The 20,619-nt window shown below is 63.1% G+C and carries 20 protein-coding genes and 2 riboswitches; of the genes, 14 read left to right on the top strand and 6 right to left on the bottom strand.

The window, feature by feature from the left end; all coding sequences use genetic code 11:
- Positions 1–122 precede the first annotated feature (122 nt).
- From ACFX4T_RS18780 to mnhG, 6 genes are read left to right on the top strand one after another with little or no spacing between them, the layout of a single operon-like run.
- On the top strand, positions 123–3,125 hold the full coding sequence (locus ACFX4T_RS18780) for a Na+/H+ antiporter subunit A (RefSeq protein WP_377653256.1): 3,003 nt from the start codon (positions 123–125) through the stop codon (positions 3,123–3,125).
- Positions 3,122–3,622, top strand: coding sequence for a Na(+)/H(+) antiporter subunit C (locus tag ACFX4T_RS18785; RefSeq protein WP_216927158.1), 501 nt, complete (start codon positions 3,122–3,124; stop codon positions 3,620–3,622). The genes ACFX4T_RS18780 and ACFX4T_RS18785 overlap by 4 nt, the downstream gene beginning before the upstream one ends.
- Positions 3,619–5,187, top strand: a complete 1,569-nt coding sequence (locus ACFX4T_RS18790) for a Na+/H+ antiporter subunit D (protein WP_223947079.1) — start codon at positions 3,619–3,621, stop codon at positions 5,185–5,187. Before ACFX4T_RS18785 ends, ACFX4T_RS18790 begins: the two co-directional genes overlap by 4 nt.
- Positions 5,184–5,750, top strand: coding sequence for a Na+/H+ antiporter subunit E (locus tag ACFX4T_RS18795; RefSeq protein WP_377653258.1), 567 nt, complete (start codon positions 5,184–5,186; stop codon positions 5,748–5,750). The genes ACFX4T_RS18790 and ACFX4T_RS18795 overlap by 4 nt, the downstream gene beginning before the upstream one ends.
- The gene (locus ACFX4T_RS18800) at positions 5,747–6,025 is read left to right on the top strand and encodes a monovalent cation/H+ antiporter complex subunit F (RefSeq protein WP_377653259.1); all 279 of its coding nucleotides are present in this window, start codon (positions 5,747–5,749) and stop codon (positions 6,023–6,025) included. The genes ACFX4T_RS18795 and ACFX4T_RS18800 overlap by 4 nt, the downstream gene beginning before the upstream one ends.
- Positions 6,015–6,404 (top strand): monovalent cation/H(+) antiporter subunit G, encoded by a 390-nt coding sequence (gene mnhG, locus ACFX4T_RS18805; protein ID WP_216927171.1) that lies wholly within the window; start codon positions 6,015–6,017, stop codon positions 6,402–6,404. Before ACFX4T_RS18800 ends, mnhG begins: the two co-directional genes overlap by 11 nt.
- 82 nt (positions 6,405–6,486) lie before the next feature.
- On the opposite strand, the gene ACFX4T_RS18810 is transcribed toward mnhG, so the two are convergent.
- Both ACFX4T_RS18810 and ACFX4T_RS18815 read right to left on the bottom strand, forming a co-directional pair.
- Complete coding sequence (locus tag ACFX4T_RS18810; protein ID WP_216926797.1) at positions 6,487–6,747, bottom strand: DUF4235 domain-containing protein; 261 nt, start codon at positions 6,745–6,747, stop codon at positions 6,487–6,489.
- Between the two features lie 36 nt (positions 6,748–6,783).
- The gene (locus ACFX4T_RS18815; RefSeq protein WP_377653262.1) at positions 6,784–7,461 is read right to left on the bottom strand and encodes an NUDIX domain-containing protein; all 678 of its coding nucleotides are present in this window, start codon (positions 7,459–7,461) and stop codon (positions 6,784–6,786) included.
- A 202-nt stretch (positions 7,462–7,663) separates the two neighbouring features.
- Positions 7,664–7,800, top strand: a riboswitch (TPP riboswitch).
- A 78-nt stretch (positions 7,801–7,878) separates the two neighbouring features.
- On the opposite strand from ACFX4T_RS18815, the gene ACFX4T_RS18820 reads away from it, so the two are divergent.
- From ACFX4T_RS18820 to ACFX4T_RS18840, 5 genes are all read left to right on the top strand, one after another.
- On the top strand, positions 7,879–8,499 hold the full coding sequence (locus ACFX4T_RS18820) for an ECF transporter S component (RefSeq protein WP_216926795.1): 621 nt from the start codon (positions 7,879–7,881) through the stop codon (positions 8,497–8,499).
- Complete coding sequence (locus ACFX4T_RS18825) at positions 8,499–10,097, top strand: ABC transporter ATP-binding protein (protein ID WP_377653264.1); 1,599 nt, start codon at positions 8,499–8,501, stop codon at positions 10,095–10,097. Before ACFX4T_RS18820 ends, ACFX4T_RS18825 begins: the two co-directional genes overlap by 1 nt.
- Positions 10,094–10,888 carry an energy-coupling factor transporter transmembrane protein EcfT gene (locus tag ACFX4T_RS18830; RefSeq protein WP_216926793.1) on the top strand — a complete coding sequence of 265 codons (795 nt, stop codon included), beginning with the start codon at positions 10,094–10,096 and terminating at the stop codon, positions 10,886–10,888. Before ACFX4T_RS18825 ends, ACFX4T_RS18830 begins: the two co-directional genes overlap by 4 nt.
- A gap of 94 nt (positions 10,889–10,982) precedes the next feature.
- Complete coding sequence (locus ACFX4T_RS18835; protein ID WP_216926792.1) at positions 10,983–12,506, top strand: UDP-N-acetylglucosamine 1-carboxyvinyltransferase; 1,524 nt, start codon at positions 10,983–10,985, stop codon at positions 12,504–12,506.
- A gap of 108 nt (positions 12,507–12,614) precedes the next feature.
- Positions 12,615–13,829, top strand: coding sequence for a glutamate--cysteine ligase (locus ACFX4T_RS18840; protein WP_377653334.1), 1,215 nt, complete (start codon positions 12,615–12,617; stop codon positions 13,827–13,829).
- On the opposite strand, the gene ACFX4T_RS18845 is transcribed toward ACFX4T_RS18840, so the two are convergent.
- From ACFX4T_RS18845 to ACFX4T_RS18860, 4 genes are read right to left on the bottom strand one after another with little or no spacing between them, the layout of a single operon-like run.
- A complete protein-coding gene (locus tag ACFX4T_RS18845; protein WP_377653266.1) occupies positions 13,826–14,422 on the bottom strand; it encodes a hypothetical protein in 597 nt (198 codons plus the stop codon). The two genes, ACFX4T_RS18840 and ACFX4T_RS18845, sit on opposite strands and share 4 nt — an antisense overlap.
- 10 nt (positions 14,423–14,432) lie before the next feature.
- A complete protein-coding gene (locus ACFX4T_RS18850) occupies positions 14,433–15,641 on the bottom strand; it encodes an O-succinylhomoserine sulfhydrylase (protein ID WP_377653268.1) in 1,209 nt (402 codons plus the stop codon).
- A complete protein-coding gene (locus tag ACFX4T_RS18855) occupies positions 15,642–16,052 on the bottom strand; it encodes a rhodanese-like domain-containing protein (RefSeq protein WP_216926789.1) in 411 nt (136 codons plus the stop codon).
- Positions 16,049–16,315, bottom strand: coding sequence for a DUF1737 domain-containing protein (locus ACFX4T_RS18860; RefSeq protein ID WP_377653270.1), 267 nt, complete (start codon positions 16,313–16,315; stop codon positions 16,049–16,051). The genes ACFX4T_RS18855 and ACFX4T_RS18860 overlap by 4 nt, the downstream gene beginning before the upstream one ends.
- Before the next feature lie 14 nt (positions 16,316–16,329).
- Positions 16,330–16,441: riboswitch (SAM riboswitch) on the bottom strand.
- A gap of 166 nt (positions 16,442–16,607) precedes the next feature.
- Between ACFX4T_RS18860 and ACFX4T_RS18865 the strand changes: the two genes are divergently transcribed.
- From ACFX4T_RS18865 to ACFX4T_RS18875, 3 genes are read left to right on the top strand one after another with little or no spacing between them, the layout of a single operon-like run.
- Positions 16,608–17,936, top strand: coding sequence for an NtaA/DmoA family FMN-dependent monooxygenase (locus ACFX4T_RS18865; RefSeq protein WP_377653272.1), 1,329 nt, complete (start codon positions 16,608–16,610; stop codon positions 17,934–17,936).
- Positions 17,937–17,938: 2 nt separating this feature from the next.
- Positions 17,939–19,552, top strand: coding sequence for an aromatic amino acid ammonia-lyase (locus tag ACFX4T_RS18870; protein ID WP_377653274.1), 1,614 nt, complete (start codon positions 17,939–17,941; stop codon positions 19,550–19,552).
- Positions 19,549–20,601, top strand: a complete 1,053-nt coding sequence (locus ACFX4T_RS18875; RefSeq protein WP_216926785.1) for a PLP-dependent cysteine synthase family protein — start codon at positions 19,549–19,551, stop codon at positions 20,599–20,601. The genes ACFX4T_RS18870 and ACFX4T_RS18875 overlap by 4 nt, the downstream gene beginning before the upstream one ends.
- Positions 20,602–20,619: the final 18 nt, after the last annotated feature.

Consider the following 20,619-nt stretch of genomic DNA (forward strand, 5'->3'; position numbering starts at 1 on the left):
AGGCCCCATCGGCTCCGGCCAAAAACTGTCCGGGCCCCTTGATAAACTGGTCCAACTGAACCCAACGTATGACCGCCTGCTCCAACTTTTGACAATTCGTTTCTGACTTTGCGGAGAAAACAGTGATCACAGTTCTCGCCATCACCTTTGTAGCGGCAACTGTGGCGCCCTTGATCTTTGGCAAACTTGGTCGGAACGCCTTCTATGTCCTCGCAGCGGTTCCCGCGGTGGCCTTCATTTGGCTGGTCCTCCAGCACGCTCCCGTATATTCCGGCGCCGGCATAGAAGAAGTATTCCCCTGGATTCCGAACCTGAAGCTCGAGTTTGCCTTCAGGATGGATGCGCTCGCCTGGGTCATGTCACTGCTCATCCTCGGCGTTGGCTCTTTGGTGCTGGTCTATTGCGCCCGGTACTTCAAGAACAAGGACCCTGGGCTCGGTGGGTTCGGCGCCCAACTCCTGGCTTTTGCCGGTGCCATGTTCGGCCTGGTGACGTCCGACGACCTCCTCATGATGTTCATCTTCTGGGAGCTCACCACTGTCCTGTCCTACCTGCTCATCGGCTATGCCCGCACCCGCCTGGCCGCACGGCGTTCTGCCCTGCAGGCGCTGATGGTGACGACGGCGGGCGGGCTGGCGATGTTGGTGGGTCTCATCATCCTGGGCCAAGCCGCAGGAAGCTACCGGATCTCCACCATCCTCGACCAAGCCGGGACGCTCGTTAACGGCACCACAAGCGGGATGGTGGGGGCCGCCGTCGTTCTCATCCTGGTGGGTGCCGTGACCAAATCGGCGCTGGTCCCCTTCCACTTCTGGCTTCCGGGTGCCATGGCGGCTCCGACGCCAGTGAGCGCCTACCTGCATGCCGCAGCCATGGTGAAGGCCGGTATCTACATCGTCGCGCGCCTGGCGCCGGGATTCGCCGAATCGCAGTTCTGGCTCCCCGTGGTCCTGGGCCTCGGCTTGGCCACTATGTTGGTGGGCGGATACAGGGCCCTCCGCCAGACCGATATCAAGCTCATCCTGGCCTACGGAACAGTGAGCCAACTGGGTTTCCTCACCATGGTGGTGGGCCTGGGCAGACCTGACGCCGCCCTTGCCGGGCTTGGGCTTCTGCTGGCCCACGGCTTGTTCAAGGCGGCGCTGTTCCTGGTGGTCGGCATCATCGACCACCAGTCCGGGACGCGCGATATCCGGAAACTCTCCGGCGTCTTCCGCTCCTCACGAGCCCTGGGGGTTGTGGCCGCGATTGCGGCTGCATCCATGGCGGGGGTGCCGCCGCTGGCGGGTTTCGTGGCCAAGGAGTCCGTCTTTGAAGCCTTCGTGCACTATGGAAATGGTCATGATGCAGCTGCCTGGGGCATCTGGATCCTCATCGGTCTCGTGATCGGTTCCATCCTCACCTTCGCTTACAGCGCCCGCTTTATGTGGGGTGCCTTTGCCACGAAGCCGGGTATAGAGCGCACGCCCTTCAAAGCCATCAGGCCCGCCTTCCTGGCCGCGCCCGCGCTCCTGAGCTTCCTCACCATTGTTTACGGGCTGTGGCCCGCGCCGGTCGATAGTTGGATCCGGCCTTACGCAGCGCTGTTCGCGGATGGAGAGGAAGCCGTCGACGCCGGACATCTGGCTTTGTGGCATGGGCTCACGCCCGCCCTGGGACTGACCGCGATCACCTTTGTGGCCGGTGCCGCAATGTTCTACGGCCGTAACGTTGTTGCACGGGTGCAAAGCCTGGTTCCCGATTGGGTGGACGGCGACCGCGCCTACCGACACACGATTGGCGCTTTGGACGACGTCGCAGTGTGGGTCACGGGCCGCACCCAGCGTGGTTCACTGTATTTCTATCTGACGGTCATCCTCACGGTTGCCTTCGCAGTGCCGCTCGCGGCTCTGCTCCTGAACAACAAACCATTGCCCGACGACGTCTATTTCATCGATCCGAACTCTCCGCTGCAGTTGATCGCGGGAGTGGGCATCGTGGTGGGCGCCCTGGCTGCTGTCCGCGCCAACAAGCGGTTCCTGGCGGTGCTCATGGTGTCTGTTACTGGTTACGGCATTGCGCTCATGTTTGCCCTGCAAGGTGCACCTGATCTCGCACTTACCCAGATGCTGGTGGAGACCATCGTGCTCGTGGCCTTCGTTTTGGCAATGCGCAGCCTACCCGCCGAACTACGGGACCGGACAGGTGGCCGCCTCCGGGTGATCCGCGTGATCATCGGCGCGGCGTTCGGTATCACTATGATCTTCGTGGCTATCTACGCCATGGGGGCCCGCGTCGCCCCTCCTGTCTCCCTTGAATTTCCACGGCTGGCCTACGAAGGCGGCGGCGGCTTGAACGTGGTCAACGTGACCCTCGTGGACATCCGCGCGTGGGATACCTTCGGCGAAATCTCGGTCCTAGCGGTTGCCGCTACGGGCGTTGCCAGCCTGATCTTCGTGCGTAGCCGCGGCGATCGCATCAGAACCTCAGAGGCAGTGCCGGAAGGCAGCGTGGGGCGCCGCACCGGCGTCGACCGTGACTCCCGCGACGGCGCCCGGCTGGCCCTGGCGAGAAAGTTCACGGACGTGACCCGTGATGCCTGGCTCGTTGCAGGGAGGACGCTGGCCCCCGAGCGGAGATCCATCATCTTCGAAGTGGTCACCCGGCTGATTTTCCACTCGATGATCGTCTTCTCCATCTATCTTCTCCTTGCGGGCCACAACCTGCCCGGGGGTGGCTTCGCTGGCGGCTTGACCGCAGGCCTCGCCCTCACTATCCGCTACCTTGCCGGTGGACGCTTCGAGTTGAGCGAGGCGGCGACAGTGAGTGCCGGAACGTTGTTGGGGACGGGACTTGCGACCGCCGCAGCGTCCGGTTTCGTGCCCCTTCTCCTCGGCGGACAGGTGTTCCAGAGCGCGATCATCGAGTTTTGGCTGCCCGTATTCGGGGACGTCAAGTTCGTCACGTCCACGATCTTCGATATCGGCGTCTACATAGTGGTGGTGGGCCTGGCGCTCGACGTTCTACGCAGCCTGGGCGCCGAAATCGACGAACATTTTGAAGAGAAGGGCGCGAAGGCCGGAAGGACCAGGGTCGCCGAGTCTGCGTCCGCTGAAACTGCCGCCTCCGGGAAGGGCAACCCATGAGCATCAACCTGACCCTCCTGATAGTCATGGGTGTGCTGTATGCCTGCGGCATCTACCTGATTTTGGAGCGGAGTCTGACGCGCGTCCTCCTTGGCTTGATGCTGCTTGCCAACGCCACCAACCTCCTGATCCTCAGTACGGGAGGGTACGCGGGCCTTGCTCCCCTGTTCGACAAGGAAACAGCCTCCACTCAGTACAACGACCCCCTGCCCCAGGCGTTGATCCTCACATCCATCGTCATATCATTCGCCGTCACTGCCTTCATGCTTGGCATCATCTACCGCACCTGGGCCTTGGCACGGCAAGACGAGATCCAGGATGACCTCGAAGACCGCCGCGTAGCCCGGACTCCCAGCTTCGACGCGGAAGACGACGCCATTGTCCCGCTGGAAACATCGGAGTTCGTGGTGACTGCGTCCACCCCCGAAGAACGGCTGCACCCAGAGGCGACGGAAACACCCAAAACGGCATCCAGCCGGGAAGGAGGCAGCGCGTGAATCTCGCAAACCTGTCGCCACTGGCTGTCCTCCTTCCGATCCTCGGAGCAGCCCTCGCGTTCGTGCTGATCCGGCACACGGCTGCCCAGCGGGTCGTCAGCATCGTAATACTCAGCGCGACACTCCTGCTCGAATGCCTGCTCCTGGCGTCCGTGTGGGAGGGAGGCACCACATCCGTCACGCTCGGTGGTTGGCTGCCGCCGTGGGGCGTGGTGTTGGTGGTGGACCAGTTCTCCTCGCTCATGCTGGTGGTTTCCACCGTGGTAAGCCTCGCGGTCCTGATCTACGCCACCGGTCAAGGCATGGCTGATGGCGACCAGGAAGCGCCCGTCTCGATCTTCCACCCCACCTATCTGATCCTGGTGGCGGGCGTCTCCAATGCCTTCCTGACAGGTGACCTATTCAACCTGTACGTGGGTTTCGAAATCCTGCTGACGGCAAGCTACGTGCTGATGACCCTGGGTGGGACGGGGCCCCGCATTCGTGCCGGCGTCACGTACGTGGTGGTGTCCGTGGTGTCGTCGGTCCTGTTCCTCATCGCTATCGCCATGATTTACGGAGCTACAGGGACCATCACCATGGCGGACCTCGCCATCAAGCTGGCCGAGTTGGATCAAGGAACCCAGAATCTCCTGCACGTGATGCTGCTGGTGGCGTTCGGAATCAAGGCGGCAGTATTCCCACTGTCGTTCTGGCTTCCCGACTCCTATCCGACCGCTCCGGCTCCTGTCACAGCCGTGTTTGCCGGTTTGCTGACCAAAGTGGGTGTTTACGCCATGGTCCGCACCGAGACACTCCTTTTTCCCGGCGACACCCTCAACGTGCCCTTAATGGTGGTGGCGCTGCTGACCATGGTGGTGGGCATCCTGGGTGCCTTGGCGCAGAGCGACATCAAACGTCTCCTGTCCTTCACCCTGGTCAGCCACATCGGTTACATGGTGTTCGGCCTGGCAATGTCCTCCATCACGGGCCTTGGCGCGGCCGTGTTCTACGTGGCGCACCACATCACCGTGCAGACAAGCTTGTTCCTGGTCACTGGTTTGATTGAGCGGCGGGGCGGTTCGTCGTCCATTGACCGCTTGGGTGGCCTAGCCAAGCTCTCGCCACTCCTTGCCCTGTTGTTCTTCGTCCCGGCAATGAACCTTGCGGGCATCCCGCCGTTCTCGGGTTTCCTGGGCAAGCTCGGGCTTCTCCAAGCAGGCGTGCAACTAGGTACGCCGCTGGCCATCGTTTTGGTGGTGGGTGGTGTGGTCACCAGCCTTCTCACCTTGTTGGCAATTGCCCGTGTTTGGAACAGGGCATTTTGGCGCAAGCCCGAGGACGCCGAGTACCCGGACCCGGTGCTTCAGACCCCAGGCAACGTGGGGGTACTTCCCCGGACAATGGTGGGCTCCACCGCGGGCCTTGTGGTCTTCGGTGTTGCGCTCACAGTCTTTGCGGGCCCACTCTTCCACCTGGCCGACGGCTCGGCGGAAATCATGTTGGACCGCACCGCCTACATTCATTCAGTCCTGGGAGACTCCGCGCAGGTACCGTCCGTAGGTCAGTCAGGGGCTGCCAGATGAGCCGAAAACCGATCTCCTTCCGCACTGAACTGCCGCTACTGGTATGGCTGGTCATCGTCTGGGGCGCCCTGTGGCGGGACTTCAGCCCGGGCAACCTGCTGTTCGGTGCGCTCATCGCTGTGCTCGTGGCCAAGTTCTTCTATCTTCCGCCGGTGGAGCTCAGCGGCAGGTTCAATGTTCTCCGCGCTATTTCCTTCGCCATGGTATTCCTGGGCAAAGTGGCGGCAGCGAGCTTCCTGGTCCTCTACCTGGCCGTAGTGAAGGGGCCAAAGGTGCGTAGCGCCGTCGTCGCTGTTCCGTTACGCAGCCATTCGGACCTCATAGTGACGGCAACCGGGCACGTTATCTCGCTGATCCCGGGCTCGTTGGTGGTGGAAGTGGACCGCTCGACGTCCACGCTTTACCTACACGCGCTCAATATTTATGAGGAAGCCGGAATCGCCAAGATCCGTCAGGAAGTCCAGAACATCGAGGCCGCGCTGATCCGGATCATGGGAACGCGCCAGGAACTCGACGCACTCCAGGATGAACCAAGCCCGGGCCTGGAAGGAGCAGCTCTGTGAAAGAACTCGTTCTGCTGATGACGGCTGTCATCCTCAGCTTGGCGGCGGTGGGAGCGATCATCCGTATCGCCATAGGCCCCTCCTTGTTGGACCGCGTGTTGGCATCGGATGTCCTGCTGGCCATTCTCGGCGCAGCGCTTGCGATCGATATGGCGATGAACCGGCACCTGAACAACCTGGTGTTGCTCGTGGCGCTCGCGGTGATCGGCTTCGTAGGCTCCGTAACTTTTGCCCGATTTGTAGCAGATCGGAGGGATCAGGGCAATGACTCCTGAAGCCACCGGTGTGGATGCCGTGATCGACGTAGTGACGGCAGTGTTTCTTGTGGTGGGTGCCCTCATGTCGCTCGGGGCCGCAATTGGCCTCCTGCGGTTCCCCGATCTCATGAGCCGCATGCACGCGGCAACCAAACCGCAGGTCCTGGGTCTTTTCCTCATGCTCGCGGCCATGGGCCTGCAAATGCGTACATGGTGGGTCTGGCCGGTTCTCGTGGTGGCCTGGATTTTCCAGCTACTCACTGCACCGGTCTCCGCACACATGGTGGGCCGCTCTGCTTACCGAACCAAGCATGGGCACCGCGAACTGCTCACCAAGGATGAGCTTGAAGCGGTTGTCCAAAGGGCGGCCGGCGACGGTTCCACCCCGGACGCTTAGAACAACGCGGGGTCACTTACGCACCCTCCCGACGGCGGTGAGGGAGCCTAAGTGACCCCGCGTTGGAATGCCTATGCGCGGCCTAGACGATATCTTGCGTCTTGGCGAAGCGGGCGATGGCACGCTGGGTGCCACGGCTCGCGAAAACCTGGATGAGCGTGCTGACGAAGGCCGAAATCAGCGCGAACGACAAGGCAGAGCGGAGGCTCGTTTCCATATCGTCGTGGCCTGTGGGCGGCTTGTTACCCGTGGCCTTTTCCCAGCCCTTGTTGACCAACTTGGTGCCGACGAATCCGGCTGCAAGGCTTACTCCTGCACCCAGCAGCTTGAAAAAGAGGTTCATGCCCCCAGCCTAGCCTCACATCCCGGTGGGGTGGGACTAGCGACGGTTTTCCCGTTCTTTGAGGAAAGCTGCCATGGAACCGCGTGGTGCAAGGACAGGGACAACATCGTGTTCGGCTTCCCAGACGGCATCTACGGTTCCGAGACCGGCAATTTCCTTGAGCAGGTAATACGTGGGTGGCATCAGCTGCAATTGACCGGCTGCCTCGGCCGCCAGGATCCCATCCACCGGCATCCAGAGTGATTGCCACGCTTCCGTGGTTTGGTGCTGGGGTGCTGCTTCCGGAGCAGGCTTGGCTACATAGAAGTACGTGTCGAAGCGCTTGGGCATGTCCGTCGGCGTGACCCAGTTGGCCCAGGGACGAAGGTCTGAGGCATTAAGGCGAAGCCCGGCCTCCTCCCAAACCTCGCGCAGGGCTGCGGTGAGAACCATGCCTGACTTTGCCGGGGCTTGTTCGGGATCGACGGCGATCGAGCTGAGGTTCCAGTCTGCGGCATGCCGTTCCAGCAGCTCAGCCGGATATTCCCATCCATCCTGGTCGGCGGCATCAACCCGGCCTCCCGGAAAGACCACCATGCCGGCGGCGAAGTCCATGGTGCCAACCCTGTGCTGGACGAAGGCTTCGAGGCCGCCCGGAGTGTCGCGGAGCAGGATAACGCTCGCAGCCAGCCGCGGCTCGGGAACCGGGTTGTCCGTAATGGGATGGTTCGTCATGAAATGCCCCTTTGCCGCGTCGATTCTGCTGGATCATTGTCTCAGGTCTGGTTGCGGGGCCTGGTGTGCGTGCCAAGTCGTGAGATTGGGGCGCAGAGCGGGCCCCGCAACGCAAGGAAAGGCCAGCCAACCGCTTTGTGACCAACCCCAGCGCGCACGAACACCTACAGGTGTAAACTGAACCACGCCCATAAGGGCAGATTAATAACGACAGGGGAGCGCCGCCGTCGGACCTTGCAGAGATGCAGGAGACGCGAGGGCGCTGAGAGTGCGGACAGCCGCAGACCCTCGAACCTGATCCGGTTAGTACCGGCGCAAGGGAGTCGAGCTTCTCAGAGTGTCCGGATCCGGGCGGCCAAGGCTGGCCGGGGGTTTCCGGGGAGCACTTTCCCCTCCTGTACCTCAGGAGGCAGAAAAATGACCACGGCAAGCGTGAAGAAAACCAGTTATAACTGGCGTGTTGTAGACATCGTGGTGGCAGCTTTGATTGCCATCGCCGGCGGCGTGATCTTCTGGGCCTGGTCCCAGGGCGCCGCAATCGTATCCATCCCCATGAACGCCACGTATCCTCCGCTCACCGGTTTGATCGCCGGTGGCTGGATGATCCCGGCCGTCCTGGGCATGCTCATCATCCGCAAGCCGGGCGCTGCCCTGTTCTGCGAAGCCGTCGCCGCAACCGGCGAACTCATCATGGGTTCCCAGTACGGCACCACCGTCCTCATCTCCGGCATCCTCCAGGGACTGGGTGCGGAACTCGTCTTCGCTGCGTTCCGGTACAGGAAGTTCGACCTGTCCGCTGCACTCCTCGCGGGTGCGGGCTCGGGCCTCTTCTGCGGTCTCAACGATTCCTTCCTGCCTTGGGGCTGGAACATCGCCTACGAAGCAATCGACAAGCTGGCCTACATCGCCTTCACCACGCTCTCCGGTGCGATCATCGCCGGCGCGCTGTCCTGGGTTGCCACCCGCGGGCTGGCCAAGACCGGCGTCCTGAGCTCCTTCGCGTCGCGCAAGGCTGCTTCGGAGCCCGTCTTCAACTAATGCCTGCCACGCAAAGCAGCAACCACGTGCGGCCTGCCGCCATCCACGCCCAAGGGTGGGGATGGCGGCATGCCGGGCGGTCCACACCTGCCATCCAGGACCTCGACCTCCGGATCGAGCCCGGCGAGCGTGTGCTGTTGCTGGGTCCATCGGGCGCAGGGAAATCGACACTTCTCCATGCCCTCGCCGGTGTGCTGGGTGATGAGGAAGAGGATTCCGACGAGACCGGCTCGCTGTTGATCGACGGCGTCGCTCCCCGCGAACAGCGCGGCCGCGCAGGTCTGATGCAGCAGGATCCGGAAACCCAGGTAGTGCTCTCCCGTGTGGGTGACGACGTCGCGTTTGGCGCCGAAAACCTTGCCGTTCCCCGGGATGAAATTTGGGCCCGCGTCCATGAAGCGCTCGACGACGTTGGGTTGCGCACCGCTGCAGGCGGCGGTCTGGCGCTGGATCACCCGACGGCGGCACTCTCCGGCGGGCAGAAGCAGCGCCTTGCGTTGGCCGGCATCCTGGCGATGCGGCCCGGGCTGATCCTGCTCGACGAACCTACGGCCAACCTGGATCCAGTGGGTGTGCTTGAGGTCCGGGACGCCGTGGAGCGATGCCTGGACAAGACCGGTGCCACTTTGGTTGTCGTGGAACACCGTGTGTCCGTGTGGAAGGACCTGGTGGACAGGATCGTGGTCCTCCAGCCCCCTTCGGCTGGGGGCGGCGTGCTCCTGGACGGCCCCCCAGATCAGGTGCTCACAGAGGCACGGACCATGTTGATGGCAGCGGGAGTGTGGGTGCCGGGGTACGTTCCGGCTACTCGCGCCCGCAGGACCGCAACTCAGGAAACGGGCGGCCATGAATCCACCGCCCAGTTCCTCCTCGTGGCGCAGGACCTGGCTGTTTCCCGTGAGAAGCCTCGCCGTCGCCGGTTCAAAACCATCCCACCCGTTCCCGTGCAATCGGGTATCAGTGCACAAGTACGGGCTGGCCAGGCACTTACCATCACAGGTCCGAACGGTGCAGGGAAGTCCACCTTTGCACTCACATTGGCCGGACTTCTGGCGCCAGTGGACGGCAAGGTGAGTGCCGCCGTCGAGCTTTCCGAGGGCGCTGGAATCGACCCGTTCAAGTGGAAGGCGGATCAGCTGATTTCGCGCATTGGCACCGTGTTCCAGGAACCGGAGCACCAGTTCGTAACGGGCAAGGTCCTGGACGAGCTGATGTTCGGACCCAAGCATCTGGGGCACGGTGAAGAACGCGTGGATGAATTGGTGGAGCGTTTGCGGCTCACGCATTTGGTGGACGCGAACCCTTACACCTTGTCCGGTGGGGAGAAGCGCCGGTTGTCAGTGGCCACGGTCCTCGCGGCCCATCCTAAGGTGCTGGTGCTGGACGAGCCCACGTTCGGCCAGGACGCCAACACCTGGGCAGAGTTGGCATCGTTCCTGTCCGAACTGCTCGACGCCGGAACGGCCGTTGTGTCCGTGACGCATGACGAAGAATTCAGTGCGGTCCTTGGCGGCACGGAGCTCCGGCTGGATCCGGCGACGCCGCGCGTGCCTGACTCACAGAGCGAGTCAGCCCGCCAGGAAGCCGGTGCCGCATGAGGGACGCCTTGAACCTGCGCGGCAACCAGGCTCTCCTCACGCGGGCCAACCCCTTGGTGAAGTTCGTGTCCGTGTTCCTTATTTCGCTGGTGCTGGCGTTGTCGATCGACTGGGTATCCGCTTCAACGGCCCTCGTCGCCGAGCTGGCCCTGTTCCCGCTGGCCGGCCTCACGCTGGGGCTTCTATGGCAGCGGGCCTGGCCGCTCATCATCGCTGCAGCGATTGGTGGCTGGAGCACCGCAATCGTGGCGGCTGACAGTGGCGCCGTACTGCTCGACGTCGGACTCTGGTCCATCAGCGAAGGTTCCCTTCAGCTGGGGCTGGGCTTCATGTTGCGCGGCTTGGCGATCGCGCTGCCCGCGATCCTGCTGATGACCTGCACAGATCCAACCGATCTGGCTGATGCGCTGGCACAGAAGGCAAGGCTGCCACACCGCTTTGTCCTCGGTTCGCTGGCCGCGATGCGCTTGGTGGGGTTGATGGCTGAGGAATGGCAGACCATCGGCATGGCCAGGCGTGCCCGCGGAGTGGGTTCGCAGGGTAGCCCGCTGCAACGGCTGAAGGCAACGCTTGGACAGAGCTTCGGGCTGCTGGTCCAGGCGGTCCGGCGGGCCTCCCGGCTGGCCATCACCATGGAGGCACGGGGTTTCGGCGGCGGGAAGAGAACGTGGGCCCGGGAATCCACCTACTCCCTCCTGGACGTCTGGGTACTCCTCGGCGGCCTCGTCATCGCTGCCGCTGCGGTACTGACAGCAGTCGGCGCTGGAACGTGGAGTTTCGTCTGGCGTTAGCCAAGATATCGCACTATGCGGGTACTCTGTGATCTTTGCCGCTCAATCAGCGATTTGTTCAGCGCTTCTAGCTCATTTGTGATATTTCTTGAGTATGACGCAACCTACCGCCGAAAATGTGGGCCTCCTGCTCCGCGACGCACGAAGCGAAAAGGGCTGGACGCAGGGGCAGCTGGCTTCTGAGCTGGGAACCAGCCAGAGCGCTATCGCCCGGATGGAGCAGGGCAAGCAGAATCTCAGCCTCAGAATGATCGAACGACTGGAGGCCATCTTCGGCCGTTCCATCGTCAAAGTAGGCAAGCCGCAGATGACCCACCTCCGGGTAGAGGGCGGCCACACGCTGTCCGGCGAAGTGGACGTCAACAGCAGCAAGAATGCCGGTGTCGCCCTGCTATGTGCAAGCCTGATCAACCGGGGGACCACCACGCTGCGTCGCTTGGCACGCATTGAGGAAGTCAACCGGATCGTGGAGGTGCTGACGTCCATCGGCGTCGAATGCACCTGGCTCAACGGCAGCGACCTCCGTATCCGCAGGCCCGAAGTCCTGGACCTTGAATCAATGGACGTGGAGGCAGCTCGGCGCACCCGCAGCGTCATCATGCTGCTCGGCCCGCTCCTGGACGAGACCGACGAATACCTGCTTCCCTATGCCGGTGGATGCGACCTCGGGACGCGCACCGTCGAACCACACATGCAGGCACTGCGCCAGTTCGGGCTCACGGTGGGCGCGAAGTCCGGCTTCTACTCCGTGGTGGCACCCCCTGCCGATGTGCAGGACCGATCTTTCGTCCTCTCCGAACGTGGCGACACCGTCACCGAGAACGCCATTATGGCTGCCGCACACCGCGAGGGCACCACGGTGATCCGCAACGCGAGCCCCAACTACATGGTCCAGGATCTTTGCTTCTACCTGCAGGGCTTGGGTGTGACCATCGAGGGCGTCGGTACCACGACGTTGAAGATCACTGGCCGGTCAGCCATTGACGTGGAGATCGAGTACTTCCCGTCCGAGGATCCCATCGAAGCCATGAGCCTGATCACCGCAGGCATCGTAACGAACTCCGAGGTCACCATCCGCCGGGTTCCCATCGAATTCATGGAAATCGAGCTTGCCACCCTGGAACAGATGGGCCAGAAGCTCGAAATCTCAGGCGAATACATGGCCCGCAATGGGCGGACGCGTTTGGTGGATGTCACTACCAAGCCTTCCGAACTCCACGCGCCGCAGGACAAGATCCACCCCATGCCGTTCCCGGGGCTCAACATCGACAACCTGCCCTTCTTTGCCGTGATCGCGGGCAACGCCGAGGGCCAGACCATGATCCACGACTGGGTCTACGAGAACCGCGCCATCTACCTGACGGAACTCAACAAGCTGGGCGCCCAAGTCCAACTCCTGGACCCGCACCGGATTTACGTCAACGGACCCACCAAGTGGCGGGCCGCGGAGATCGGTTGCCCGCCGGCGCTGCGCCCGGCAGCGTGCCTGCTCCTGGCGATGCTGGCTGCCCGTGGAACCTCGGAGCTTCGCAACATCTACGTCATCGAACGCGGCTATGAGGACCTGGCCGAGCGGCTGAACACCATTGGCGCCAAGGTGGAGTACTTCCAGGACTAGGCCCTCCTGCAACGCGGGGTCACTTAGAGCCCATAATCGACCCTCACATGGGCCGTAAGTGACCCCGGGTTGCTGTATCCGGGATGCCGCATGAAGCAGAATGGTGCCATGCGGACTTTCGGGGTGGAGGAAGAGCTACTCATCGTCGATCCTGTGACCGGCGAGCCCCTGGCTCTCGCGGATGCGCTGCTCGCGGATGCGCTGCTGGCAGGACCGGAAGCGGCGCCTGAAACCGGGATGGGGCTTACCCACGAACTGAAGCTGGAACAGATCGAAACCCAGACCCGTCCGTGCCATACCCACACCGAGCTCCTCCAGCAGATCCGGAGTGGCCGTGCCATGGCCAACGACGCCGCCAGGAAGCACAACGCCCGGGTGGCCGCGATTGCCACCTCGCCCCTGGCCAAGAACACCCATACCACCCCGGATCCCCGCTTCGCGGTGATGCTTGAACGCTTTGGGTTGACGGCCCATGAGCAACTGACCTGCGGTTTCCACGTGCACACCGCCGTGGAGTCACCTGAAGAGGGCGTGGTGGTCCTTGACCACATCCGCGACAAACTTGCTGTTTTGACGGCCCTCAGCGCCAATTCCCCCTACTGGCGTGGGCTGCCTACGGGTTTCGAAAGCTATCGGATCCAGGCCTGGAACCGATGGCCGACGTCCGGGCCTTCGGCCGTTTTTGGCTCGTTGACTGCCTACCGGCGCATGGTCCAGCGCCTCCTGGACACAGGAGTTCTCCTTGACGAGGGCATGATCTACTTCGACGCCCGTATCTCCCGCAACCATCCCACCGTGGAAGTCAGGGTGGCTGACGTCTGCCTCCGTTCGGAGGACGCAGCCGTGATTGCAGTGCTGGTGAGGGCATTGGTTGAGACCGCTTCCCTGGAAATGCTCGACGGCGTTGAGCCCGCCTCGGTGCCGACAGCCCTGCTCCGGATGGCAAGTTGGCAAGCGAGCAATTCGGGACTTGGCGGAGACCTTCTGGACTTCGGCGACTTCCGTCCCCAACCGGCAGCGGACGTTGTCTGGGCTTTGGTGGATTACCTGAGCCCTGTCCTGGATGACCAAGGTGAACTGGAGCTCGTGAAGGCCGGAATCTCGGACATTCTTGAGCGCGGGAACGGAGCCCGGGAGCAACGCGAAGCAGCAGAACGCTTCAACAATCGGCAACGCGACGCCCAAAATCCGCCGGGGAGTCCGCCCAGCAACGAGGCCTTGGGGGCCGTGGTTGGGCATGCGGTGAAGGCGACGATTCGCGGCGCCACCGCAGACTCGCGCAAGGAGCGGGCGCCCATCCTGACCAGGGTCCGCAGGCCCTAGGCTTCTGCTGAGTCAGTCTCTTCCCACGTCATCAGGTACGCCCCCGCTAAGCCTTCGACGAGGTAGAACACGAAAGGCGGGATGTCCTTCTTGGCCACAAGGATGGCGCCGTAGATGGGCGCGCTGGCTGCAGCAGTGACTCCGATCCATCGTTTGGCGGGGGATGCCAGGAGGCTTCCGCCCAGCGCCGCCAAGGCAAGAACGTGGAGCCCAGAGTAGGCCAGGAATGGCGCATTGGATCCGCGGCCGTAGGCAAAGCGTTCCAGGTCCGAGGCCCGACGCGACAAACTGGATACAAAGAGCGGGGCACCTGCGAGCAAGGCGGCCGCGGCTGCAACAGCCCACCGCTTTGCCCGTCCGCCCGGAAGGCGACGGGCAAAGGCTGCGAATCCCACCGGCACCGCGGCGGTTCCAGCAGCAGCGAGGTGCTGCCCTATAACCCAGCCACGCTGCCCGGCCTCGAGCATACCAAGACGTTCGGCGGCACCGGGGGTGATGTAGACGCGCGAGACCGGTGAGATCCCTGCCAACCACACCGCCGTGCCGGCAACGATGACCGTTCCGGCACGGCGATAGGGATGCTTCACGCTCATGGCATGAAGGTTAGACCTGTTTGAGGGCCTTCTCCAGATCCAGGATGAGATCGTCTACGTCCTCAAGCCCCACAGACAACCGGACCACACCATCTGAAAGGCCGATTGCCGCACGCCCCTCCGGTCCCATGGCCCGGTGGGTGGTGGTGGCCGGGTGCGTGATGAGGGACTTGGAGTCGCCCAGGTTGTTGGAAATGTCGATGACGCGCAGTCCGTCCAGCAGCGCGAACGCGGCGTCCTTGGCGGACCGCCCGGACGAGGGCAGCAACTCGAATGTCAGCACGGTACCGCCGGCCTTCATTTGCTTGGCTGCGAGCTCGTACTGAGGGTGCGATTTCAGCAAGGGGTACTTGACCCAGCTGATGGCGGGTTGCTGCTCCAGCCATTCCGCGATTTTCAAAGCGGAGGCCGAACTGTGGTTCACGCGCAAGCCAATGGTTTCCAGGCCCTTGGTCAACACCCAGGCGTTGAACGCGGAGAGCGACGGACCGGTGTGGCGCATCAGCTGCTTGACCGGGCCATCGATGAATTCCTTGGTGCCCAGGATCGCACCGCCCAGGACACGCCCCTGGCCATCGATGTGCTTGGTACCGGAGTACACGATCACGTCCGCGCCCAGCTCGCCGCAACGCTGCAGCAGCGGAGTGGCAAAGACATTGTCGACGACGACGGTGGCTCCCGCAGCATGCGCAAGCTCGCTGACGGCGGCGATGTCCACGATTTCCTGCATGGGGTTGGAGGGCGACTCGAAGAACACGGCGGTGGTCGGTTCTGAGAGGGCAGCACGCCACTGGTCGAGGTCGGGACCATCGACGAATACCGTCTCGACACCCCAGCGCGGCAGGATCTCGTTGAGGATCACGAAGCAGGAGCCGAACAAGGAACGGGCTGCAACCACGCGGTCCCCGGCTGCCAGCAGGGCACCCAAGGCGGTGAAGACCGCAGACATGCCGGACGCCGTCGCAAAGCATGCCTCGGTTCCTTCGAGCAGCCGCAACCGCTCCTGGAACGTGGCCACGGACGGGTTGCCGTAGCGGGAGTAAACGAAACGTTCGTCCTCGCCGGTGAAGGCGCGTTCGGCGGCTGCAGCGGATTCGTAGACGAAGCCGGAGTTCAGGAAAACGGGTTCGGACGTCTCCTGGAAGTTGGTACGGTCAAGGCCACCGCGTACTGCCTGTGTGTCAGGGCTCCAGCTGGCGGCATCGGGATTGAAAGTCACTTAGTCGTTCCCCAGGTTCGTTGGCAGGCCGCGGTTTTTCCAGCCGTTGATGGTGCGTTCGCCGTAGCGGTCCGGGTCACCTTCGAAGCCCTCAAGCACGTTGTAGGCAGTGAACCCGGCCTGCGTCGCGGCGATGGCGGCGGAGATGGAGCGCTGGCCTGAGCGGCAGATGAAAACGAGTTCCACGCCCTCGCCCTCGGGTGCCTGCTGCTGCAAGTCCTCGATGAAGCGGGAGTTGGGGATGCCACCGGCAAGGTTCCACTGAATGAACAGGGGATCATTCTCTGTGGCCTTCGTGTCGGGAATGCCGATGTGGGCCCACTCGGCCTCGGTGCGGACGTCCACCAGGATGGCGCCTTCTTCAAGCTTGGCCCACGCGTCCTGCGGGGTCAGGTCACCTGCGTAACTCATGCGTGTCCCTCGAATGCTTCGTCGTCGTCGTCGTTCTCCAGCTGGTCAACGGCATTCGCGACGGCGGCGTCTGCGTTGGCGATGGCAGCGGGCAGGACGACCGCCTGCGCCACGATGACATCCGTGCCGTTGAACGTGGCTGCCGGGCTGCCGTGGAGCACGTAGCCGTCGGCGAGGGCCGTGGTGATCCGCTCGCAGAATTCACGGGTATCCGGGCCTGTAATCAGGCGGTAGGAGAGTTTTTCTTCAGTGGGTTCAGGCATTGGCTGGTGCTCCTCAGTCACGCTTGCAGTTCGAAGTGTCGATACGCCGAGTAGTCACCTGAGGCACCCCGCCGGAGAGAGGGTTGCCGACCAGCAAGTCAGGGCTTTGCGCTGGTGCTCATTACTCAAGAAAAAAGTAGCATCCCGCGGTGGCGGCCCGCACTTGCAGGCGGTTACGTGCTCGTCATGTTGCGTAACCGGCCGGTGCTGGAGTAGCAGCCCAAATATGACGCCCCGGGAGCATAATTGACGCAGTACGACCCCCTGTAACTTCGCAAGAAATCAGGTCGCGGTGAACGGACAAGGCAGTTCTACACTCAAGTCCATGCTGCATTTTGGATGGTTCGTGGGGCACGGTTTCGGTGTCCAGGGATGGGGAACTCCCGGCTACAGCCTGGGTTACGACTGGAAGAAACCTGCCCTGTATCAAGACGCTGTGCGCGCGTTCGAGCAATCCGGCCTTGACCTTTTCATTATCGAGGACTCCCTCACTGTTCCTGATACTTATGGCGGCTCCGCCGAGGTCTCGCTGGCACACGCCTCCTTTGCGCCCAAGCATGATCCATTGGCCCTGGTGCCGTACCTTCTTTCCGCCACCAAGCACCTTGGAATTGTGCCGACGGTCAGCGCATCGTTCTATCCGCCTTTCACAGCCGCCCGGCTCTTGGCCACGCTGCAGCACTTCTCCGAGGGGCAGCTCGGCTGGAACGTTGTCACCTCCGGCAGTGACCTCGCAGCACAGAATTACGGTTTGGATCAGCAGATTGAACACGACCTTCGGTATGAGAAGGCGGAAGAATTCGTCGACGTCGTCCGGCAGCTTTGGCGCAGCTGGGAACCCGACGCCGTGCTTGAGGACGTTGAGGCGGGCGTGTTCGCCGACCACACCAAAGTGCATCCGATTAACCACCAAGGCGACTTCTTCAAGGTCAGGGGTCCACTAAACACGGCGCCTCTGCCGGAGGAGCCCGTACTGGTCCAGGCCGGTGCTTCTCCTCGGGGCAAAGCGTTCGCGGGTGGGCATGCAGATGTGGCGATCGCCTTGGCGCGTGGCGTTGACGGCATGAAGGCTTACCGGGATTCCATCCGTGCCGAGGCTGCGAAGGCGGGCAGGAACCTCGACGACGTTAAGGTCCTTTTCGTGCTGAAGCCCACGGTGGTTGGTTCATCCGCCGAGGCCGAGGAGTTGCGTGCGCAGCGCCGCGAGCTTACACAGCGTGATATCGACAGCCAGCTCAACTCGATCTCCTACCTCTCTGTGATCGACTTCAAGCAGTTCGACCTCGATGCGCCGTTGCCTGAATTGAGCACCAACAGCAACCAAGGCACGTTGGAGCACTTCGCCAAGGCAGCGCCTCCGGGGTCTACCCTGCGCCAGATCCTGCAGGCACGAAGCGGTGGTGCCGGCGATTCGATTATCGGCACGGTTACCGAGATCGCGGACTATCTTCAAGAAACCGGCGAGGCCGTGGGCGGCGACGGCTTCCTCTTCTCCGGCTTCGTAGACCCCGTGACTGTGCACGGCGTGTTGGACAAGCTCACCCCCGAACTGCGACGCCGTGGCCTGCTGAGGAAGAGTTACGGCGACGGTGGCTTCCGCCAGAATCTTCTGGACTTCTGACGATGTCCTCCGAACCCAGGACCCTGGTGATCGGCACATCGCCCGTGGACCCTGCAAGCGTGGCGCAGGCTGCCTTGAATCCGGCGTTTCACGTGAAACTCAACCACGATGCGTTGTCTTTGATCGGCCGCTCACGCGAAGTGCTGGAGCGCGCTGCGACCTCAGGTCAGAGAGTCTACGGCCTCAACACCCTCCTCGGATCCGGACGCGATACGGCTGTGGAGGAGAAATCGGTCCTTGCCTATCAAATCCAAGTAGTGAGATACCACAACAGTGGTGTGGGCGGCTATCTGGACCGGCCCTCCGCCCGCGCCGTGATCCTCTCCCGGCTCATCGGATTCAGCCGTGGCGGCTCTGGTGTACGCCCGGAGACCGCCCAGTTCTATGCCGAACTACTCAACCGTGGAGTTCTTCCCGCCATCCCCCGCGAAGGCTCAGTCGGCTCATCGGACCTCACCCAGCTCGCCGCCGTCGCCGCCGTCGCCATCGGTGAAGGTGAAGCGATCGATGGGGACGGCACCCTGGTACCCGGGGCGAAAGCGCTCGCCGACGCCGGACTTCAGCCGCTGCGACTAGCTCCCGGTGAGGCCCTTGCAGTGGTCAGCGCCAACGCGTACTCCGTAGGCGCCGGCACCCTCGCCTTGGTGCGCCTGCAGCAGCTGGCGGAACTCGCCGACGTCGCGCTGTCCCTCTCGCTTGAGGCCATCGCAAGGTACGACGGCGGCGGGAACCTCAGCCCGTTTTCGCCGACTATCCAAGCGGGCAAGGCGGTGGACGGGCAGAAGGACTCGGCCGCCGCGGTTCGTTACCTTTTGCGCGGCGGCTGGTTGGAGGACGTTCGTCCCGAGGTCTCGGTGCAGGATGCTTTGTCATTCCGTGCTGCGCCCCAGACACATGGCGCTTTTCGTTCCCTGGTTTCACAGCTCGGCGCTGCGTTGAACGTGGAGCTCAACGGACGTGGCGACAACCCTTTGGTTGATATTGAATCCGGGCAAATGGTGTCTGGCGGGAACTTCCAACCGATGCAACTGGCTCTTTCCTTTGAGGGCCTGCGGCTTGCGTTGGCGCACGTGGGGATTGCCAGCGAACGGCGCATCGCCAAGCTGTATCCGCCACAGCGGGTGATCCGGGCCAGGCATCTGGAGGCTGCCGCCGGGCACCTGGAGGCTTCGTCGTCGAATGCCGTTTCTGAATCCGGACCGGCCGCAGCCCTTGTCCAGGAGGAGTTGCCCGGGCTGCTTTGGTACTCGGCAGCGGGACTGCTGTCCGAACTGAAGTTCCTGGCAGCGCCGGCGACGCTCGGGGCACCCACCCTCTCGGCCGACGTCGAGGACCACTCCACTTTGGCGCCGCTGGCCTTGCAGCAACTCGAAAAGTCCTTGGGGGCTTTGGAGAAATTGCTTGCTATTGAGGCGCTGACGGCGTCGTATCTGCTGCTCGAAGCGGGGGCCGCGCAGCCGCTCGGGAAGGGGACTGGCGCTGTCGTGGGCCGACTGGCCGATGTGCTGGCGGATCGGCCGTCGGCTCCGGACCTCGTGGAGCGTGCGCGAGAGGAATTGCGTGATGTGGTGGCGCTGGAATTGCCGCCTATGGCGGAAAGGGAAGGGACCATATGAGTACTGCAATCCGCAAACATGGCGCACACTCGGCGGCAGGGCTGCCGGACGGCCTGGATGCCTCCGTCCTGGACAAAGTGGGCAACACTCCGCTGGTGAAATTGGAGGCCCTGGGCCGTGGATTGCGCAGCACCATCCACATCAAGCTTGAGTCCGAGAACCCCGGCGGATCCATCAAGGACCGCACAGCGCTGAGCATGGTCCGGGCGGCCGAGCGCTCAGGGGAGTTGCAGCCGGGCGCAACCATTGTGGAGAGCACATCCGGCAACACCGGGATCGGGCTGGCACTCATTGGCCGGCTGACTGGGCATCCCGTCGTGGTGGTTACCGGCGACACCATCTCCCAGGAGAAGCTCGCCGCACTCCACAGCTATGGTGCGCGCGTGGTCCTGACGGACTGGAGCGCGCCCTCGGAATCGCCGGAGAACGCCCGAGCTGTGGCAGCGCGAATCACCGCGGAGACGCCGGGTGCTTGGCGGCCCATGCAGTTCGACAACCCTGCCAATCCCGCGGCGCACTACCAAACCACCGGACCGGAGATCTGGGAGCAGACCCACGGCCTTGTGACGCATTTCGTGGCCGGGATCGGAACCGGCGGGACCATCAGCGGCAATGGCCGGTTCCTGAAAGAGAAAGTTGCAGCATCGCGGCCGGGCGGGCACCTTGAAGTTGTGGGTGCCGACCCCTACGGCTCCGCCTACAGCGGTGGACACCCCGGGGAGATCCTGGTGGACGGGGTGGGTAACTCCTGGCCCCAGGCTGAATGGCCCAAGGCCTTTGACCGCTCCATTGTTGACCGTTTCCTGCGCATCCCCAACGACGAGGTCTACTCCACGGTGCATCGGCTCCTCGACGAAGAAGGGCTTGCGCTGGGTCCATCATCCGGGCTCGCTGTGGCCGCTGCCCTGCGGGTAGCCCGGGCCGCACCCCACGGTTCGGTGGTGGTGGCCATAGCGCCCGACGCCGGAACGAACTACCTGAGCAAGGCTTTCAACCCGGTGTGGCTGGCAGAGAACGGTATCCACCTGGCGCTCGACGCCACCGAATAGGATCCTCTCTCACATCCG

The sequence above is a fragment of the Paenarthrobacter sp. YIM B13468 genome (genome assembly GCF_042788025.1).
Lineage (GTDB): Bacteria > Actinomycetota > Actinomycetes > Actinomycetales > Micrococcaceae > Arthrobacter > Arthrobacter aromaticivorans.

Excerpts from the sequence above, each read along its gene's own strand:
- ACFX4T_RS18785 (WP_216927158.1), top strand. The coding sequence starts at position 3,122 with ATGAGCATCAACCTGACCCTCCTGATAGTCATGGGTGTGCTGTATGCC.
- ACFX4T_RS18795 (WP_377653258.1), top strand. The coding sequence starts at position 5,184 with ATGAGCCGAAAACCGATCTCCTTCCGCACTGAACTGCCGCTACTGGTA.
- mnhG (WP_216927171.1), top strand. The coding sequence starts at position 6,015 with ATGACTCCTGAAGCCACCGGTGTGGATGCCGTGATCGACGTAGTGACG.
- ACFX4T_RS18810 (WP_216926797.1), bottom strand. The coding sequence starts at position 6,747 with ATGAACCTCTTTTTCAAGCTGCTGGGTGCAGGAGTAAGCCTTGCAGCC.
- ACFX4T_RS18815 (WP_377653262.1), bottom strand. The coding sequence starts at position 7,461 with ATGACGAACCATCCCATTACGGACAACCCGGTTCCCGAGCCGCGGCTG.
- ACFX4T_RS18820 (WP_216926795.1), top strand. The coding sequence starts at position 7,879 with ATGACCACGGCAAGCGTGAAGAAAACCAGTTATAACTGGCGTGTTGTA.
- ACFX4T_RS18825 (WP_377653264.1), top strand. The coding sequence starts at position 8,499 with ATGCCTGCCACGCAAAGCAGCAACCACGTGCGGCCTGCCGCCATCCAC.
- ACFX4T_RS18830 (WP_216926793.1), top strand. The coding sequence starts at position 10,094 with ATGAGGGACGCCTTGAACCTGCGCGGCAACCAGGCTCTCCTCACGCGG.
- ACFX4T_RS18835 (WP_216926792.1), top strand. The coding sequence starts at position 10,983 with ATGACGCAACCTACCGCCGAAAATGTGGGCCTCCTGCTCCGCGACGCA.
- ACFX4T_RS18840 (WP_377653334.1), top strand. The coding sequence starts at position 12,615 with ATGCGGACTTTCGGGGTGGAGGAAGAGCTACTCATCGTCGATCCTGTG.
- ACFX4T_RS18845 (WP_377653266.1), bottom strand. The coding sequence starts at position 14,422 with ATGAGCGTGAAGCATCCCTATCGCCGTGCCGGAACGGTCATCGTTGCC.
- ACFX4T_RS18855 (WP_216926789.1), bottom strand. The coding sequence starts at position 16,052 with ATGAGTTACGCAGGTGACCTGACCCCGCAGGACGCGTGGGCCAAGCTT.
- ACFX4T_RS18860 (WP_377653270.1), bottom strand. The coding sequence starts at position 16,315 with ATGCCTGAACCCACTGAAGAAAAACTCTCCTACCGCCTGATTACAGGC.
- ACFX4T_RS18870 (WP_377653274.1), top strand. The coding sequence starts at position 17,939 with ATGTCCTCCGAACCCAGGACCCTGGTGATCGGCACATCGCCCGTGGAC.
- ACFX4T_RS18875 (WP_216926785.1), top strand. The coding sequence starts at position 19,549 with ATGAGTACTGCAATCCGCAAACATGGCGCACACTCGGCGGCAGGGCTG.